The following is an 18,502-nucleotide window of genomic DNA, read 5'->3' on the forward strand; positions in this document are numbered from 1 at the left end:
TCATTCTGCCCGGCCTTTCCCCCGCCGTGCGAAAGGAACATCATGCGTTCGATCAAATTCATCGCCACGACCGTTTTTCTTTTTCCAATTGCTGTCAGCGCCCAGGACAATTTCCTCAACGGTGTAAGTATTTCCGACAATGATTTGGGAGAGGCCGACCTGTTTGTCACCGACAACTCCGTTCTGGACGGGGATGTGTGCATCGGCAACGGCTGCACCTTGGACGTAACTTTTGCGACAGATGTCGCCGTCATTGTTTCCGATACAAACAACGGCGTGATTTTTGACGATACATCCTCGGCTACCTACCCGGACCGGGACTGGAAACTGCTGATCAATGATGTGCCGCCAGTTGCGTCCGGCGGACTGGAACGGTTCGCTATCGAGGATGTCACCAACGGCACCATTCCCTTTTCGGTTCTGGGCGCTGCCCCGGAGAATGCGCTGGTGGTGGCCAGCAGCGGCCAGGTGGGCCTGGGCACGGCCATTCCGCAAGCTGATCTGCACATTTCCAGCGCGGACACAGCCGACGTGCTGCTTGCACCCACGAATGCGGGTGTGCGTTCTTTTCAGGTGGGAGTGGATGCAGATGGCCTGTTTACCCGGATTTCGACCGGCGCGATCCCGTTCGAAGTGGCAAATGACAGCGCTTTTGGCGCGTTGCAGATCCTCAACAGCGGGGTCCGGGTGAACGCGGGCAATTTCGACAAGGATTTCCAGATCGGCAGCGATGTGAACGACAATGCAATGTTCGTCGATGGCGCCACAGCCTTTGTCGGCTTCGGCACCAATTCCCCCGAACAGCTGCTGCACATTCGTTCCGACGCGACCGGCAGCGACGCCTTCGCCTTGTTCGATGCCAATGGCACAGGCTCCGACGCGGCGTTCCTTCTGCGCCAGAACGGCGTCACGCCCACGACCTGGGAATTCCGCAACCAGCAGGATTCAGGCCGCCTGAATGTCGGGGTCGCGGGAGGCAACACGCCGCTCAAGATTGACAATACCGCCAACAACAATCTGCTGAAACTGGGCCGCAACGGCCGCCCGGACGAGGTGGTGGTGACCGGAAAGCTGGTGGTGAACAACACCCAGATGAACGTGCCGGATTACGTCTTTGCCGAGGATTACGCCCTGCGCCCGCTGTCTGATGTTCAGGCATTCATTGACGCCAACAGCCATCTGCCCGAGGTGCCCTCCGAAGCACAGATCAGGGCAAGCGGTCTGGACATGGCCGAAATGCAGCTGGTCCACCTGAAAAAGATCGAGGAACTGACGCTTTACACGCTGGAGCAGGAAGAACGGATCACCCGGCTCGAAGCCGCGCTGGAGGCGCTTGTCGCAGAGTAGCCGCAGCGGGGAACTGATAATGGCCTGCGTCTGCGCTGCCCGTGATGTCACGACACAGGGACTTGATCTGGCACAGATGCAGATGGTGGACCTGGAAAAGATCGAAGAGCTTACCCTGCACAGTATCGAGCAGCACAAGACCAACACGGCACAGGGCGCGAGGATAGAACGACTGGAAGAACTGATCGAGGATATGCGCACCACCCGCTGACCAATTTCTTTTCATGGACGGGTCAGCACCAGGCGCTTAGCGTTACCTGCATATTCACAACTTTAAAGCGCCGTTTCGACGGCTGAACAAAAGGAACAATTTCAATGATCCATTCACGTCTGTTTGCTTCCGGGTTTGCCCTTGCTCTTGCCGCGATGCCAGTGCTGGCCCAAGACCTGACCGGGGACGATCTGATCATCAGCGGAGAGATCGACCAAAACGGATTTGGTACAAACGATTTCAGCGCGTCACTCTCACTCTTTGACGGGCGCATGTGTATCGGGAATGCCTGTGACGACTCCACTGTAGGCGCCCCGGGCCAGCCACCGCTGAAACTACGCTGGAGCGATCCAAGCCTCGTTTTTGAGGACAGTACGACAACGAGTAGCATCCCCAAGCGTGACTGGCGGATTCAGATCAATGATAACACGGTCGGCGGGCTGGACCGGTTTTCCATTCAGGATGAAGGCGATACACCCGGTGAGGAAATACCGGTGATCCCCTTTACAATTATCGGTGGTGCCCCGGAAAACAGCTTCTGGATCGCAGACGATGGCGATATCGGCCTGGGGACAAGCCTGCCGCAGGGCGATCTGCATATCGTAAGCTCTGGCACCCCCGTCAGCCTGCGGATGCAGAACGGCGGCGCCAGCCCCTACAACTGGGAAATGCAATCCAACAGCCTGAACTGGTTCGTGAAAAACGTTACCGGCAACCGGGTGCCATTCGTGGTGCGCGCCGGGGCCAGGGACAGCACCCTCGTTCTGAGCGACGACAGCTTTGTCGGCGTCGGGACGGCGGCACCCGAAGAACTGTTGCACATCCGCTCCGATGCGCCCAACACGGACGCCTTCGCGCTGTTCGATGCGAATGGCAGCGGCTCTGACGCGGCCTTCCGCCTGCGCCAGAACGGTGTCATCCCCACCACATGGGAGTTCCGCAACCAGCAGGATTCCGGTCGCCTGAACGTCGGCATCGCGGGCGGCAATACACCGCTGAAGATCGACAATGCAGCGGCCAACAACCTGCTGAAGCTGGGCCGCAACGGCAAACCGGACGAAGTGGTCGTCACCGGCAAGCTTCTGGTCAACAACACCGAGTTGAACGTGCCCGACTACGTTTTCGATGACAGCTATGCCCTGCGCCCCTTGGCCGATGTCCGGTCCTTCATCGAGGCCAACAGTCACCTGCCCGATGTGCCCTCGGCCGCGGATATTGCTGCGACCGGGGTCGATATGACCGAGATGCAGATGACCCTGCTGAAAAAGGTCGAGGAGCTGACGCTTTATACCCTGGCGCTGGAAGATGCCCGCGCAGCGCAGGCACAAGAAATCGCGGAATTGCGCCGGTTGGTCACGGCAATCCAGGACTGACGACAATCAGCCACCACACCATTTTACGCCATATGGGCGGCAAATTCTGAACGGATTTGCCGCCCATATGCCTTTCCCTCGCCCATTTTAGGCCAAACCGTTGGTTAATGTAGCCACTGGATCACGACCAAAGGTGGCGCAAACAGATGAACAGCCCAAGCACCCTCGCCCGCTGCGCTATTGCAGCCTGCACATTATTTGCTGCGGGGTCGGCTGCTGCGGAAACTGCGCTGCCGGTCAATGACAAGGTGGCTGAACAGAACCACCGGACAGAGGCATTGGCACCCCTTGTTCACCGCTTCACCCCACAGGCCAGTAACCAGTAAAGAGGACCAACAATGCCCTTCACCAAATACCTGCGCGCCACCGCGATTGCGGCGGCTACCCTGCCCGCCCTTGCCCAGGCTGAAGTCCTCAGCGAGGACAATCCGACCATCCGCAGCTTTCTCTGCGTCGGCTTCAACTGTGCAGATCAGGATATTGCAGGGATTGACGATTTCCGGGTCAAGGACAACACGATCCGCATCCACTTTGACGATGTGTCCTCCTCCAGCAGCCCGGACAACGACTGGCGCATCATGATTAACGACAGCGCCAGCGGATCGGACGAATACTTTGCCATCCAGGATGCGACGCGCGGGCCGCAGATCTTTCGTCTGTCCGCAGGCGCACCGGAAAACGCTTTGTTCATGGCCCCTACCGGGCGCATCGGCCTGAAAACCTCAATGCCACTGCGTGAACTGCATATGGTGGACGCCAATACCGTGACCCTGCGCATGGACCAGCGCGGCGGCAGCGCGCCCGTGCAGGTCTGGGACATCAACGCCAACCACAACGCCTTTTACGTGACCGATATTTCCAACAGCACGACCCCCTACAGGATCGAACCGGGCGCGCCCAGCGACAGCTTCAGCATCGAGAGCAACGGTTTCATCGGTCTGGGCACCAATGCCCCGGAGGAATTGCTGCACATCCGCACAACGGCTGACAATACCGATGCCTTCGCGCTGTTTGACGCCGCGGGCAGCGGCTCGGATTCCGCCTTCCGCCTGCGCCAGAATGGCGTGACCCCCACCACATGGGAATTCCGCAACCAGCAGGATTCGGGCCGCCTGAATGTCGGGATCGCCGGGGGCAACACGCCGCTCAAGATTGACAATACCGCCAATAACAACCTGCTGCGGCTGGGCCGCAACGGCAGACCGGATGAAGTTGTCGTCACCGGCAAGCTGGTGGTGAACAACACCGAAATGAATGTCCCGGACTATGTGTTCGAACCCGGTTACAAGCTGAAGACCCTGGCCGAAGTCGATCAGTTCATTGCCGAAAACGGGCATCTGCCCGGTGTTCCTTCTGCCGCCGATGTCGCGGCAACCGGGCTGGACATGACGCGGATGCAATTGGCCCAGCTCGAAAAGATCGAGGAACTGACCCTGCACAGCATCTCGCAGGACAAGCAGCTGTCAGCCCAGCAAGAGGAAATCGCACAACTGCGCGCAATGGTTGAGACCCTTGTCGAAGCCCGGTGAAATCGGGGGTTGGGCGCAGCTGCCCGGCAAATAACAACCACGCGCCCTGCCGAAGCCGGGCGCCTGGCCACCCAACTGTGGCCAAAACCCAGCACAAGGTGATAATTCCTGCGACGCGGGACGAATTGGGCAAAACTGTGTTCTCTGTCACGCCCAACCCCGTTATGTTAACTCTGAAATATCAAAAACATCAAAGAGCGACAGCAAACTGTGCTATAATTGCGCTTCCCAGCGCCAGGAGAGAAAAATGAAAAACACCTTTAACCGCACCAGCACCATTGTCGCCGCCGGCGCTTTGATGACCCTGACAGGTGCCGCAAGCGCGCAGCAGGTTTTTGCAACAGACGTCATTATACAGGGCAGCCTCTGTGTCGGCTTTGATTGTGTAAACGGTGAAAACTTCGGTTTCGACACGGTGCGGCTCAAGGAAAACAACCTGCGTGTGCATTTTGACGACACCAGCGCCTCGGCTTCCTTTCCCGGCAACGACTGGCGCATTGTCATAAACGATACCGGCAATGGCGGTGCAAACTACTTTGGCATCGACGACGCAACGAGTGGCAGGCGTGTTTTCAACATCGAAGCGGGCGCAATTTCCAATGCGATGTATATTGATGGCGATGGCGATGTTGGCCTCGGCACCACCAACCCTGCGGTCGAACTGCATGCCGTGGACGGCAATACGCCAGCCCTGCGGCTGGAGCAGGACGGCAGCTCCGGTTTTACGGCGCAGACCTGGGACCTTGCGGGCAACGAAGCAAACTTCTTTGTCCGGGACGTGACAAATGGCAGCAAGCTGTCTTTCCGGATCAGACCCAACGCGCCTGAAGACTCGCTCTTCATCAAAGAAGGTAATGGCGATATCGGCATGGGTACGGACAACCCGCAGGCCGGCCTTCATATTCGCCGGACAAGTACCACAAAGGCGGCGCTTTTGGTTGAGGCAGCTACCGCCGATGCGACCCTCGAACTCAAGCAGAGCGGCACCGTCAGCACGACCTGGGAATTCCGCAATCAGCAATCTTCGGGGCGTCTGAATATCGGTCTTGTGGGTGGCAATACGCCGGTCAAGATCGACAATACCGCCAACAACAACCTGATCCGCATCGGTCGCAACGGTCTGCCGGACGAGGTGAACATCACGGGGCGTCTGGTGATCAACAATACCCAGGTCAACGTGCCCGACTACGTGTTCGCTGATGATTACGTGCTGCGCCCGCTGGCCGAGGTCCGGGCCTTCATCGACACCAACAGCCACCTGCCCGAAGTCCCCTCTGAGGCGCAGATCAAGGCCAATGGCGTCGACATGAGCGAAATGCAGATGGCCCTGCTGAAAAAGGTCGAGGAACTGACGCTCTATACGCTTGATCAGGAAGACGTGATCAGCGCGCAGCAGGCCAAACTGGCCGAGGTTGACGCCCTGCGGGCGGAACTGGCCGAGATCAAGACGCTGCTGTCAGAAACCCGCTGAACAACAAAGCCAGCCCCTTATAGGGTCTGGCGAAATACCTGAAGCATCAGGCATCACGTAGCGCGTTGAAATCTCTGATTTCAGGCAGCGTTACGTGATGCAGGTTTTTCGCATGACGTTTTACAGCGTCCCGCCTTTAACCTGATACACCCCGTATCGCCGATGTCCCGAGAGCGCGCAGCGCGGCAGGGTATCGGCGATTCACGTTTAAGGCGGGGCGCTCTAGCGGGGCTGGTCGGTCCCTGTTTCCTCAATCTCCAGATCAGCCTCCGGGACATTAAGGGTCGACCAGGTCTTGTCCTGCCGGGGGCTTGGCGGCATGTCGCAAGCGCGCTTGTGAATGTTCACCTTGGCAATGAAATTGGCGGATATCGGCGCGGTCACAAAAAGGAACGCGATGATCAGCAGCTCATGCATCGACCCTTCCGCGTAAACGTAAGAGTGGATCATCGACGCCAGCAGCAGCGCCCCGATGCCGACCGTACCAACTTTGGTCGGGGCGTGCAGTCGGGTCATGGAACCGTTGAGTTTCAGCAGGCCTATCGCCGCCACCAGGGCGAAAAACGCGCCCACGACAAGGCAGAAGGCCACGGCATATGTTCCGATCACGGCAAGGGTCATTCGATGATGTCCCCCCGCAGCACGAAGCGCGCATAGGCCACGGTCGACACGAAGCCGAGCATGGCGATGATCAGCGACGCCTCAAAATAGATGCCGGTGCCCTGCGCGACCCCCAGCAGCACGATCAGCCCGATGGCATTCACCACCATCGTGTCGAGCGCCAGGATCCGGTCGCCGGTTGACGGCCCGATCACCAGCCGGACCATCGCCCCCAACTGGCTGAGCGCCACGCAAACAAAGGCAGCAACCAGGCTCCATTGCATCACCTCCTGAGCAAGGGTCATGCGAAAATCTCCTTCAATCTGCGTTCGTAGCGGTGCTTGATATCATCGCGCACGGCATCAGGATCAGGCGCGTCGAGCGCATGTACAAGCAGGCTGTGCCCCTCGTCCGAAAGGTCCGCCGAAACGGTGCCGGGGGTCAGGGTGATGGTGCCGGCCAGAATCGTGATCGCCTCGGGCTGGCGCAGGTCCAGCGGGACGACAACCCAGGCCGGCCGCATCGCGGCATTGGATTTGGTCAGCACGATCCAGGCCACCTGCACATTGGCCACCAGAATGTCCCACATCACCAGCAGGCAATAGCTGAGCATCCTGAAAACCCTGATCTTGCCAGGCCGATCCGGCCACCATTGCGCCGTACCAATGGGGATCACGATCCCCAGGATCAGACCAAAAACGACCATACCCGCCGAGATGCCGTTCTGCAGCAGGGTCCAGACCACGACCAGCAGCAGCGTCAGGAACGGATGTGGCAGCAGCCATCGCAAGGCACGCATCATCTCAATGTCCCTCCTCTTTGGTCTCGCCATGGCCTGCATCCCCGGCCCCGTGGCCCTCATCCGCATGACCGTTGTCATATCCTTCGGGCTTGGGCCGCGTCAGCTTGCCCTTGGTCTCAAGCACCGTGGACATATAGCGCGAGGGCGCGAACAATTGTGCCGAAGTCGCCTCCGTGAAACGGTAGATCGGCCCGGCCAGAACCGTATGCAGCACCAGCAGCACCAACAGCCCGCTGACCGCACCGTAGGACAGGAAACTTGGCACGTCAGAACCATCGTCCTTGGCCGTGGCTTCACGGTTTTCCGCGCTCTTGCTGTCCTCCGCGTCGGCCACATCGCTGGGCACCACGACACTTCGCGACTTCCAGAACAGCGTGCTGCCCGCGCGCGAGAACCCGATAACCGAGATCAGGCTGGAGCCAAGCACAACCGCCCAGATCCAGACCACCCAGCCGCTGGCATAGCCGGCATCCAGGATCAGCAGCTTGCCCACGAAACCCGACAGCGGCGGCAGCCCCGCCATGGCAATCGCGGCGGCAAAGAACATCGCCGCTGTCAGCGGCCCACCGGCCACCGGAGGCTGCGCTGTCAGGTTCAGATCGGAACGGCCCGCGCGGGTCAGATCGGTGATCAGGAACAAGGCCCCCGCCGCCAGCGTAGAATGCACGATATAATAAAGCGCCGCCGCGATGCCGGCCGGTGTGAACAGGGCGATGGACACCATCACCATCCCCATCGACCCGATCACCGAAAAGGCCACCAGCCGGTGCAACCGCCGCGCCGCCAGCACACCGATCATGCCGATGGCCAGCGAAATCAGCGCCAGCGGCATCAGCCACAGCCCGTGCAGCCCTTCCGTCACCGCCACATCCGGGCCGAAGATCAGCGTATAGACCCGGATGATCGCATAGGCCCCCACCTTGGTCATGATCGCGAAGAGCGCCGCCACCGGGGCCGGTGCCTCGGCATAGCTCGACGGCAGCCAGAAATGCAGCGGCACCAGCGCCGCCTTGATCGCAAAGACCAGCAGCAGCATGACGGAGGCGATGCGGATGCCCACCGTCTCGGCCCCGTCGATCATCGCCACCCGCTGCGCCAGATCGGCCATGTTCAGCGTCCCGGTCTGGGCGTAGAGCGCGCCCAGCGCGAACAGGAACAGGGTGGAGCCAAGCAGGTTGTAGAGCACATATTGCACCCCGGCCCGCAGCCGCACATGCCCGCCCGCGTGGATCATCAACCCGTAGGAGGCGATCAGCAGCACTTCGAAGAACACAAAGAGGTTGAACAGGTCACCGGTCAGGAAGGCGCCCATGATCCCCATCAGCTGGAACTGGAACAGCGCATGGAAATGCCGCCCCCGGTTGTCCCATTCCGACCCGATGGCATAAAGCAGCACGAACAAGGCCAGCACAGCTGTCAGCAGCACCATCATCGTGCTCAGCCGGTCCCCCACCAGCACGATGCCAAAGGGCGCGGCCCAGTCGCTGAGTTGGTACAGGGTGACCGTCCCGTCCGAGGCCTGCCAGGTCAGACCGGCGGCAATGGTGATCAGCGCCAGCACCCCGGCGACGGAGAACACCCGCTGGATCCCGATGTGATAGCGCGCGGCCAGCACGATGAACGGAGCCAGCATGGCGGGCAGAACGACGGGGGCAATGATCCAGTGGTTCATGCTGCGCCCTCCGACCCGTCTTTGGCCGGGGCCGGATCGTCCACGTGATCGTCATCCGCGCCCAGGTAGGCCCCCAGCGCGATCATCACCACCACTGCCGTCATGCCAAAGGAGATCACGATCGCCGTCAGCACCAGCGCCTGCGGCAAGGGATCGGTATAGCGCTCCGCATCCGTCAGGATCGGCGGGGCACCGATGGTCAGCCGCCCCGAAGCGAACAGGAACACATTGACCGCGTAAGTCAGCAGCGACATCCCCATGATCACCGGAAAAGTCCGCAGGCGCAGGACCAGGTACAATCCTCCGGCGGTCATGACGCCAATGGCGGAAGCAACAAGGAATTCCATCTTACAGCCCCCCTTCCAGCTTGGGATTGGCAGGATCGGCCGGATCGCGCGAGGGATCGATGTCCATCGCATGTTCCGTATCCGGCACATGGGCGCGCCGCGCCAGCCGCGAGAAACTCTCAAGCGACAGCATCACTGCGCCGACCACTGCCAGAAACACGCCCAGGTCGAACAGCGCCGCCGTGGCCAGCTCGAACTTGTAGAAAGGCGGGATCCGGACATAGGTGAAATCCGAGGTCAGGAAGGGTTTGCCCACGAACCACGACCCGATGCCGGTCAGCCCGGCCACCAGCACACCTGCACCGATGATCCCGTGATAGGGGTAGCGTTGCCGCGCAGCGGCCCAGCTGAAGCCGCTGGCCATATACTGCATCACCACGGCGATGGAGACGACCAGCCCGGCAATGAACCCGCCGCCGGGTTCGTTGTGGCCCCGCAGGAAGATGTAGAAACCCACCATCAGCACCACCGGCATGATCACGCGGGTCAGCACCACCATCATCATCGGATGCATGTCCCCCGCGCGCGGCTGGTCCGGCTTGCGGTTCAGCAGCCGCGCCCGCACCGGGCCGTCCAGCAGCGTTTCGGTCAGGGCATATATCAGCAGCGCCGCGATTCCCAGCACGATGATCTCGCCAAAGGTATCAAACCCCCGGAAGTCCACCAGGATCACGTTCACCACATTGGTGCCGCCGCCGCCCTTGTAGGAATTGGCCAGATGAAATTCCGAGATCGACGGCGCCACGGTATCGCGCAGCAGGAAATGCCAGGACATCAGCGCCGCCGTGATCCCGCCGCCCAGCGCCACCGCCACATCGCGCATCCGGCGCAGCACGGTGCTTTCGATGGGGGTCCGGTTCGGCAGGAAGTTCAGCGCCAGCAGCAGCAGGATGATCGTCACCACCTCGACGGTAAGCTGGGTCATCGCCAGGTCCGGCGCGCTGAAGACGACAAAACCGACCGAGACCATCAGCCCGACGATGGCAATCAGGATCAGCGACAACAGGCGGTTTCGGTGCAGGAACACCAGCCCCAGTGTTGCCGCCACCAACATCGCCCAGCCGGCAATCTCGATTGCTCCGGCGGTCTGCATGCTGCGCGTCGCGGGCCCCACCGTGCCCGTCCGCCAGCCATGATAGCCCAGCGCCACCACCGTCACGGCCATGATCGCCGCATAACGGGTGAAAGCGCCGTTGTGCAGACCGTGGATCACCCAGCGCGCCAGCGCCACGGCCCCTGCGATCACGGCTTCAAAGATCACCTTGGCCTCTGGGCGTGGTGCCGCATCCCAGACCCGCAGCAGCGGGCGGAATGACGCCAGCACCAGCAACCCGCCACCCACGGCCGCAATCGACATGTAAAGGGCGGGCGTCAGGCCATGCCAGATCTTGATGTAATGCACATCCAGCGGGGCCACCCCGCCGATCACCGCGCGCGCCACGAGAAAGACGAAGTCCTGCACCAGGAAGGGCGCCACCCCGATCACGACCACCAACACCACCAGCAATGCGGGCGGCGCCCACATGCCGAAGGGCGGATCATGCGGATGCGCCGGATAATCGTCTCGCTTGGCCCCCAGGAAGGTATGCGAAATCAGGCGGAAGCAATAGGCGGCGGAAAACAGCGAACCGATCACCGCAAGTGCGGGCACCAGCCAGCCGGTGTTGAACAGAACAGTATGCGAGGCTTCCTCAAGCATCATTTCCTTGCTGAGGAAGCCGTTCAGATAGGGAATACCGGCCATCGACAGCGCGGCCAGCGTGGCCATCACAAAGGTGATCGGCATCAGATGGCGCAAGCCCCCCAGCTTGCGGATGTCACGCGTATGGGTTTCGTGGTCGATGATCCCGGCAGACATGAACAAGGCGGCCTTGAAGGTCGCGTGGTTGAGAATGTGAAACACCGCCGCCATCGCGCCAAAGGCGGTGCCGGTGCCCAGCAACATGGTGATCAGCCCAAGGTGGCTGACCGTGGAAAAGGCCAGCAGCGCCTTGAGATCATGCTTGAACAGCGCGATCACCGCGCCCAGCACCATTGTGATCAGGCCTGCAGAGGTCACGATCACGAACCATTCCGGCGTGCCCGACAGCACCGGCCACATCCGCGCCATCAGGAATATGCCTGCCTTCACCATCGTGGCGGAGTGCAGATAGGCGCTGACCGGCGTCGGTGCCGCCATGGCATGGGGCAGCCAGAAATGGAACGGGAACTGCGCCGATTTTGTGAAACAGCCCAGCAGGATCAGGATCAGCGCCGGCAGATAAAGCGGGCTGTCCTGAATGATCTCACGGTTCTGCAGGATCACGCTCAGGTCATAGCTGCCTACGATCTGGCCCAGGATCAGCATCCCCCCGATCATCGCCAGCCCGCCCATGCCGGTCACGGTCAGCGCCATCCGCGCGCCTTCGCGGCCCTCGGGCAGATGCTTCCAATAGCCGATCAGCAGGAAGGACGACAGCGATGTCAGCTCCCAGAAGACCAGCAAAAGCAAGATGTTGTCGGACATCACAATGCCCACCATCGCGCCCTGGAACAGCAGCAGATAGGTGAAAAACTCGCCCATATTGTCGTCACGCGACAGGTAGAACCGCCCGTAGGTGATGATCAGCAGCCCGATCCCCAGGATCAGCGCGGCAAAGAAGAAACCCAGACCATCCAGCATCAGGTTGAAATTCATGCCCAGCATGGGCAGCCAGTCCACCCCGGCGGTGACGACATCGCCCGCCAGCACAGCGGGCAAATTGGTCAAAAGCCCCACAAGGGCGGCAAGGGTCACGGTGAATGTCACGCCAGCACAGGCAGAGCGCCCCGCCGAATTCATTATTCCGGGCAACAAAGCACCCAGAAAGGGCAGGGCAACGATAAGAAAGAGGGACACGCGAACTCCTGATCTGTCAACCTGTGCAGTCCTCCATTGTTGGGGGAAATTTTCAGGTTTCTCAAGGCGAACCGGGAAATTTTATTGCAAATTCGTGACTTCTGTCGCTGCAATCGCCCGTCCTGGCCCCCGGTCCGGGAAATGTGACGCAAGGGAAGTTCGCATTTGCGAAACGAAGTTCCGACCTGCGGGATTGGCAGCGCCGCATTTACTGTCTAGCCTCCGGCAAGAGAGTCGCGCCACCCTGTGGAGGAGGTGGCGCTGCAGATGCTCCGGGGGAGGACCGACCATGCGATACCACAGACCAGCCGCGCAGCACGGGCGCGCATGAAGATGACCGCCATGACACCGGAAGAGGCCGTGCGCCATGTGCTCGCCACCGAACCCACCTTCGCCGTGGAAGAGGTGAACATACGCGGTGTTACCTACAAGGCGTTCAAGAACGTCCCCCCCACCGTCCCGGCCCTGATGGCCGCCAGCCGTGCCAAGCAGGGTGATGGCACGCTGGATTATCTCGCATACGAGGGAGAAAGCCTGACCTACGACCAGTTCTGCACCCATGCGCACCGCGTCGCCCATGCGCTGCGTGACGATCTGGGGGTGCGCCAGGGCGACCGCATCGCCATCGCCATGCGCAACTACCCTGAACTTCTGACCGCGATCATGGCAATCTCCTCGCTGGGGGCGACGGTGGTGTTCCTCAACGCCTGGTGGACCACGGAAGAGCTGGACTATGCCCTGCGTGACAGCGGCGCGCGGATCGTCTTTGCCGACCGTCCCAGGATCGAACGGTTGGCCCCGCTGAAAGACGCGCTGGACCTCAGGCTGATCGGCTGCCGCGACGGCACAGGCCTGGGCGACCACGATTATACTGCGCTCTACGATGCCGCCACCGGCGACGCGGCCCCCGCGGTCACGATCGACACCGACGATGACTTTGCAGTGATGTATTCCTCCGGCACCACCGGGCACCCCAAGGGCGTGGTCCAGACCCATCGCGGCGCGGTGAACGCGGTGTTCAGCTGGCTGATGCAGTCGGTTCTGGCTCCGCTGGTCACCCCGCCGGAACCGGATGCACCCGAAGCGCCCCGCCCTTCGGTGCTGGTGGTCACCCCGCTGTTTCACGTCACCGCAACGCATCCGATCTTTCTGCTGTCGATGCCTGCCGGGGCCAAGGTCACGCTGATGTACCGCTGGGACCCGGAAGAGGCCGTGCGCCTGATCCGCGATGGCAATGTGACCCGCTTCCTGGGCGTACCGACCCAATCCGCCGAACTGATGGAAGCGGCCCGCAAGATGGGGGAAACCCTGCCCTCGCTCGATTACATCGGCGCAGGCGGTGCGAAACGCCCCGCCGCGCAGGTTGCCGCCATCGCCGAGACCTTTCCCAATGCGGGCGTCGCCACCGGCTGGGGCATGACAGAGACCCAGGCGCTTGGCATCGGCATGATCGGCGACGATTACAAGGCGCGCCCCGACTGCGCGGGCAAGCTGCACCCGCCGGTGCAGGAACTGCGCTTTCTCGATGATGCGGGCAACGATGTGCCGCCGGGGACATTGGGCGAGATCACGGTCAAGAGCCCGGCCAACATGCGCTGCTACCTCAACATGCCCGACGCCACCGCCCAGACGATGCAGGACGGCTGGCTGCGCACGGGCGACCTGGGAGTGATCGACGCGGACGGCTATGTCACCATCCTCGACCGCAAGAAGAACATCATCATTCGCGGCGGCGAGAACATCGCCTGTCTCGACGTGGAAGGCGCGCTGCATCGGCTGCCCCAGGTGGCCGAAGCCTGTGCCTTCTCCGTACCCGATGAGCGGCTGGGCGAAATCGTGGGTGCCATCGTGCAACTGCGCCCTGGCGCAACGCTTGATCGTGAGAGCATGGCACGCGCGCTTGAGGGGCATCTGGCCAGCTTCAAGATCCCCGCCCTGCTGTGGTGCCAGGACGGCCCCCTGACCCGTGGCGCCACCGACAAGATTGACCGCCGCGCGCTGCGCGCGGCCTGTTTGCAACAAATGGAAGAGACTGCATGACCCATCCGACAGAAGAAGAGATCGGCCAATACATCGCGGCGGCCGGCAAGGCCGCATGGGAGGTTCCCGGCCTGCCCGACGGCATCGCGCACCGCCCGGTCAAGACCGTGGGCATCATCGGTGCCGGCACCATGGGCGGCGGCATCGCGATGAACTTTGCCACCGCAGGCTACCCGGTGAAGATCGTGGAAACCACGCAGGAGGCGCTGGACCGGGGCCTTAAGGTGGTGCGCGGCAACTACCAGCGCAGCGCCGACAAGGGGCGTTTCCCGCAGGACGAGGTCGAGACCCGGATGGACCGTTTTGACGGTCGTTTGTCGATTGCCGATCTGGCCGACTGTGACCTGGTGATCGAAGCGGTGTTCGAGGACATGGAGCTGAAGCGCAAGATCTTCACCGAACTGGACCGCGTGATGAAACCCGGCGCGATCCTGGCCACCAACACCTCGGCGCTGAACATCGACGAGATCGCGGGCATGACGAAGCGGCCCGAGGATGTGATCGGGCTGCATTTCTTTTCGCCCGCCAATGTGATGAAACTGCTGGAGATCGTGCGCGCCCACCATACCGCTGACGATGTGGTTGCCACCTGCATGGCATTGGCCAGGGACATCAACAAGATCGCAACGCTGGTCGGCGTCTGCCCCGGCTTTGTAGGCAACCGCATCCTCTTTGCGCGCCAGAAACAGGCCAACAAACTGGTCTATCAGGGCGTCATGCCCTGGGACGTGGACGCGGCACTCAACCGGTTCGGGTTCAAGATGGGCCCCTTCCAGATGAGCGACCTTGCGGGCCTCGACATCGGCTGGTCCAAGGGGGCCAAGACCGAGAACCCGATCCGCGATGCGCTGTGCGAAATGGACCGGCGCGGGCAAAAGACCCAGGCGGGCTTTTACGATTACGACGAAAACCGCCGCCCGATCCCTTCGGATGTTACCGCCGGGATCATCCGCGACATCACCGGGGCCGAGCCGCGCAGCATGAGCGCGGAGAAGATCATCGAGATCTGCATCTACCCGATGATCAACGAGGCGGTGAAAATTCTTGAAGAGAACAAGGCCCAGCGCCCCAGCGACGTCGATGTGGTCTGGCTCAACGGCTACGGCTGGCCCGCCGACAAGGGTGGCCCGATGTTCTATGGCGACATGGTCGGTGCGCAGGCGGTGCTGGACCGGATGGAGAAACTGGGCGCGGAAGACCCCGACTTCGCCCCCGCCGACACCCTGCGCAAACTGGCGGAGACGGGCGGCAAATTCACGCAGATCGACACCGGAGGGCTGAAAACATGAGCTACGAATACATCCAGACCGAGACCAGGGGACACATCCTGGTCGTCACCATGAACCGCCCCGATGTCTACAACGCGGTGAATGAGGACATGCACCACGAGATGAGCGATTGCTGGGATGCCTTCGCCGCCAATCAGGATCTCTGGGTCGCCGTGCTGACCGGCGCGGGGGACAAGGCGTTCTCTGCCGGGAACGACCTGAAGGCGACGCAGCAGGGCGGAATCAAGAAGGGCCTGCCCAAGACCGGTTTCGCCGGGCTGTCCTCGCGCTTTGATCTGGAGAAACCGCTGATCGCCGCCGTGAACGGCTTTGCCATGGGCGGCGGCTTCGAAACCGCGCTGTCCTGCGACATCATCCTCGCCTCGGAAAACGCGAAATTCGCGCTGCCCGAGGTCAAGGTCGGCTTTTTCGCCTCCGCCTCCGGCGTGCAGCGCCTGTCGCGCTACATCGGGCGGCTGGCAGCGCAGGAGCTGATGCTGACGGGCCGCACCATCGGCGCCGAGGAGGCATTGCGCATGGGCTGCGTGAACGAAGTGCTGCCCGCCGCCGATCTGATGGACCGCGCCATGGCAAAGGCCGAAGAGCTGTGCAGCGTCTCGCCCTCTTCCGTGAAGGCGACAAAGCGCATCCTGAATTCCATGGCCGTCGCCGACGGTCTGCCCGAAAGCCTGGCCTATTCCCGCGAAGTCCAGATGGACCTGGCCCGGACCGAGGATTTCAAGGAAGGCGTCAACGCCTTTGTCGAGAAACGCAAACCCAATTGGGTCAACAAATGACGGCCCCCGAGAGGGGCTGAGACATTGGGTTCTTCGGGAACCGGAAAAACACAACTGGAACAATGCCCAGGGAGGCACAAAAGATGAGCGATATGAACCCACCGGAGTTGAACAACCTTGAGATGTCAGAGGGCAACAAGCCCCTGCTGAACGCGGTGATCAAGCACATCCGCGAAAACGTGGACCCGATCAGCGAAGAATACCACCGGCTCGGCGACGCGCAAAAGGACCGCTGGTCCTATCACCCGCGCCAGCTGGAACTGCTGGAAGGGGCCAAGCAAAAAGCCCGTGACGCGGGCCTGTGGAACTTCTTTCTGCCCAACGCGGAAACCGGCGAGGGGCTTTCGAACCTCGACTACGCCTATATCGCGGCGGAACTGGGCAAGAACCCCCTCGCCTCGCAGACGCTGAACTGTTCGGCCCCCGATACGGGCAATATGGAAGTGCTGGAACGGGTCGGCACGAAAGAGCAGAAGGAAAAGTGGCTCAAGCCCCTGCTGGCCGGTGAAATCCGTTCGGCCTTCGCGATGACGGAACCGGACCGCGCGTCTTCCGACGCCAAGAACATCGCCATGTCCGCCGTGCTGGAAAACGGCGAATGGGTGATGAACGGCGAGAAATACTATATCTCCGGCGCAGGCGATCCGCGCTGCAAGATCATGATCGTGATGGTCAAGACCTCTCCGGATGCGGAACCCTTCCGTCAGCAGTCGCAAATCCTCGTGCCGATGGACACGCCTGGGGTCGAAATCCTCGGGCCGATGCATGTCTTTGGTCACGACGACGCGCCGCATGGGCATATGCACATCAAGTTCACCGATGTCCGCGTCCCCGAAAGCAACATACTCTGGGGTGAGGGCCGCGGTTTCGAGATCAGCCAGGTCCGCCTTGGACCCGGCCGCATCCACCACTGCATGCGCTCCATCGGACAGGCGGAAAAGGCGCTGGACCTGATGATCGAACGCGGCCTGTCGCGCGAAGCCTTCGGCAAGCGGATCATCGACCTGGGCAAGAATATGGAAACCATCAGCCGCGCCAAGATCGAGATTGAATCCATGCGCCTGCTGGTGCTCAAGGCCGCCAAGGCGATGGACGTGCTGGGCAACAAGGAGGCCCGCATCTGGGTGTCGATGATCAAAGCCAAGGTGCCCGAGCAGGTCTGCGACATCATTGATCAGGCGATGCAGGTGCATGGTGCGACAGGTATTTCCCAATGGTCGCCGCTGTCGGGCATGTACGCCCAGCAGCGCACCCTGCGCTATGCCGACGGCCCCGATGAGGTGCATCACCACGTCATCGCGCGCCACGAGGTCAATACCTACAAGGAAAGCAACGCGCGCCAGGACGCCGCCAAGCAACACACCGAAAACCGGGGCAGCGCGGGGTTCATGGGATGAGCAAACTTTTCGACCTGACCGGAAAAGTGGCGCTGCTGACCGGTGCCTCAAAAGGCATGGGCCTGGCGATGGCGACAGCGCTGGCCGAACATGGTGCCACAGTTGTCATTTCCGCACGCAAGCAGGATCAGCTTGACGCGGCAGCCGAGGGCATCAATGCCCTCGGCAAGGGCAAGGCCTTTGGCATCGCCTGCAACGTCGGCTACAAGGACCAGCTGCAGGCGCTGGTCGATCAGACCCATGAAAAAGCGGGCAAGATCGACGTGGTGATCGGCAATGCGGGCGTGAACCCCTATTATGGCAAGACATCGGAAATCCCCGACGACGCCTACGACAAGACCATGAACGCCAACGTCAAATCCAATCTCTGGCTGGCGCAGATGGTGGCCCCCGACATGATCGAGAAAGGCTCGGGGTCTATGGCCTTTACCTCCTCCATCGGGGCCTTCAAACCCTCGGTCATGCTGGGCACCTATGGCATGTCCAAGCTGGCGCTGATCGGGCTGTGCCGCAACCTCGCGGCGGAGTTCGGCCCGAAGGGCCTGCGCTTCAACGCGATCTGTCCGGGACTGGTGAAGACCGAGTTCGCGCGCGAGCTGTGGGATAATCCCGAGGTGGAAAAGCGCATCAAGGAGGAAATCCCCCTGCGCCGCCTGGGCGAGCCGGAGGATTTCGCGGGTCTCGCCGTCTTCCTCGCCTCGGATGCCAGCCGCTATATGACAGGTCAGGCGCTGACCGTCTGCGGCGGCTCCAACATGTGGACGTGACGC

At 61.5% G+C, this 18,502-nt stretch carries 16 protein-coding genes; 10 read left to right on the forward strand and 6 right to left on the reverse strand.

Annotated features, from left to right (window positions below):
- Window positions 1–42 precede the first annotated feature (42 nt).
- The 5 genes from O4H53_RS03515 (at window position 43) to O4H53_RS03535 (ending at window position 5,931) form a co-directional block, all read left to right on the forward strand.
- Complete coding sequence (locus tag O4H53_RS03515; protein ID WP_269361450.1) at window positions 43–1,347, forward strand: hypothetical protein; 1,305 nt, start codon at window positions 43–45, stop codon at window positions 1,345–1,347.
- 19 nt (window positions 1,348–1,366) lie between these two features.
- Window positions 1,367–1,558 (forward strand): hypothetical protein, encoded by a 192-nt coding sequence (locus O4H53_RS03520; RefSeq protein ID WP_269361451.1) that lies wholly within the window; start codon window positions 1,367–1,369, stop codon window positions 1,556–1,558.
- 104 nt (window positions 1,559–1,662) lie between these two features.
- Window positions 1,663–2,931: a hypothetical protein gene (locus O4H53_RS03525; protein ID WP_269361453.1), complete on the forward strand. Its 1,269-nt coding sequence runs from the start codon at window positions 1,663–1,665 to the stop codon at window positions 2,929–2,931.
- 338 nt (window positions 2,932–3,269) lie between these two features.
- Window positions 3,270–4,460, forward strand: a complete 1,191-nt coding sequence (locus O4H53_RS03530; protein WP_269361455.1) for a hypothetical protein — start codon at window positions 3,270–3,272, stop codon at window positions 4,458–4,460.
- A gap of 247 nt (window positions 4,461–4,707) precedes the next feature.
- Complete coding sequence (locus tag O4H53_RS03535; RefSeq protein WP_269361457.1) at window positions 4,708–5,931, forward strand: hypothetical protein; 1,224 nt, start codon at window positions 4,708–4,710, stop codon at window positions 5,929–5,931.
- 222 nt (window positions 5,932–6,153) lie between these two features.
- Here O4H53_RS03535 and mnhG read toward each other — a convergent pair whose 3' ends face one another.
- The 6 genes from mnhG to O4H53_RS03565 are packed head-to-tail and all read right to left on the reverse strand — an operon-like array spanning window position 6,154 to window position 12,230.
- Complete coding sequence (gene mnhG / locus O4H53_RS03540; protein ID WP_114275294.1) at window positions 6,154–6,552, reverse strand: monovalent cation/H(+) antiporter subunit G; 399 nt, start codon at window positions 6,550–6,552, stop codon at window positions 6,154–6,156.
- Window positions 6,549–6,836, reverse strand: coding sequence for a K+/H+ antiporter subunit F (locus O4H53_RS03545; RefSeq protein WP_114275295.1), 288 nt, complete (start codon window positions 6,834–6,836; stop codon window positions 6,549–6,551). The genes mnhG and O4H53_RS03545 overlap by 4 nt, the downstream gene beginning before the upstream one ends.
- Window positions 6,833–7,333, reverse strand: coding sequence for a Na+/H+ antiporter subunit E (locus O4H53_RS03550; RefSeq protein ID WP_269361460.1), 501 nt, complete (start codon window positions 7,331–7,333; stop codon window positions 6,833–6,835). The genes O4H53_RS03545 and O4H53_RS03550 overlap by 4 nt, the downstream gene beginning before the upstream one ends.
- A gap of 1 nt (window position 7,334) precedes the next feature.
- Window positions 7,335–9,005, reverse strand: a complete 1,671-nt coding sequence (locus O4H53_RS03555; protein ID WP_269361462.1) for a monovalent cation/H+ antiporter subunit D — start codon at window positions 9,003–9,005, stop codon at window positions 7,335–7,337.
- Entirely contained in the window at window positions 9,002–9,352 is a 351-nt protein-coding gene (locus O4H53_RS03560; RefSeq protein WP_269361463.1) for a Na+/H+ antiporter subunit C, read from the reverse strand. The genes O4H53_RS03555 and O4H53_RS03560 overlap by 4 nt, the downstream gene beginning before the upstream one ends.
- A gap of 1 nt (window position 9,353) precedes the next feature.
- Complete coding sequence (locus tag O4H53_RS03565) at window positions 9,354–12,230, reverse strand: monovalent cation/H+ antiporter subunit A (protein WP_269361464.1); 2,877 nt, start codon at window positions 12,228–12,230, stop codon at window positions 9,354–9,356.
- 267 nt (window positions 12,231–12,497) lie between these two features.
- Here O4H53_RS03565 and O4H53_RS03570 point away from each other — a divergent pair, with 267 nt between their 5' ends.
- From O4H53_RS03570 to O4H53_RS03590, 5 genes are all read left to right on the forward strand, one after another.
- A complete protein-coding gene (locus tag O4H53_RS03570; RefSeq protein ID WP_269361466.1) occupies window positions 12,498–14,270 on the forward strand; it encodes a class I adenylate-forming enzyme family protein in 1,773 nt (590 codons plus the stop codon).
- Window positions 14,267–15,559 carry a 3-hydroxyacyl-CoA dehydrogenase gene (locus O4H53_RS03575; RefSeq protein ID WP_269361468.1) on the forward strand — a complete coding sequence of 431 codons (1,293 nt, stop codon included), beginning with the start codon at window positions 14,267–14,269 and terminating at the stop codon, window positions 15,557–15,559. The genes O4H53_RS03570 and O4H53_RS03575 overlap by 4 nt, the downstream gene beginning before the upstream one ends.
- Window positions 15,556–16,335 carry an enoyl-CoA hydratase-related protein gene (locus O4H53_RS03580; RefSeq protein WP_269361470.1) on the forward strand — a complete coding sequence of 260 codons (780 nt, stop codon included), beginning with the start codon at window positions 15,556–15,558 and terminating at the stop codon, window positions 16,333–16,335. Before O4H53_RS03575 ends, O4H53_RS03580 begins: the two co-directional genes overlap by 4 nt.
- Window positions 16,336–16,418: 83 nt before the next feature.
- The gene (locus tag O4H53_RS03585) at window positions 16,419–17,732 is read left to right on the forward strand and encodes an acyl-CoA dehydrogenase family protein (protein ID WP_269361471.1); all 1,314 of its coding nucleotides are present in this window, start codon (window positions 16,419–16,421) and stop codon (window positions 17,730–17,732) included.
- Window positions 17,729–18,499 carry an SDR family NAD(P)-dependent oxidoreductase gene (locus tag O4H53_RS03590; RefSeq protein ID WP_269361473.1) on the forward strand — a complete coding sequence of 257 codons (771 nt, stop codon included), beginning with the start codon at window positions 17,729–17,731 and terminating at the stop codon, window positions 18,497–18,499. The genes O4H53_RS03585 and O4H53_RS03590 overlap by 4 nt, the downstream gene beginning before the upstream one ends.
- The last annotated feature ends 3 nt before the right edge of the window (window positions 18,500–18,502 follow it).

This window comes from Sulfitobacter sp. G21635-S1 (genome assembly GCF_027213915.1).
Classification (GTDB): Bacteria; Pseudomonadota; Alphaproteobacteria; order Rhodobacterales; family Rhodobacteraceae; genus Sulfitobacter.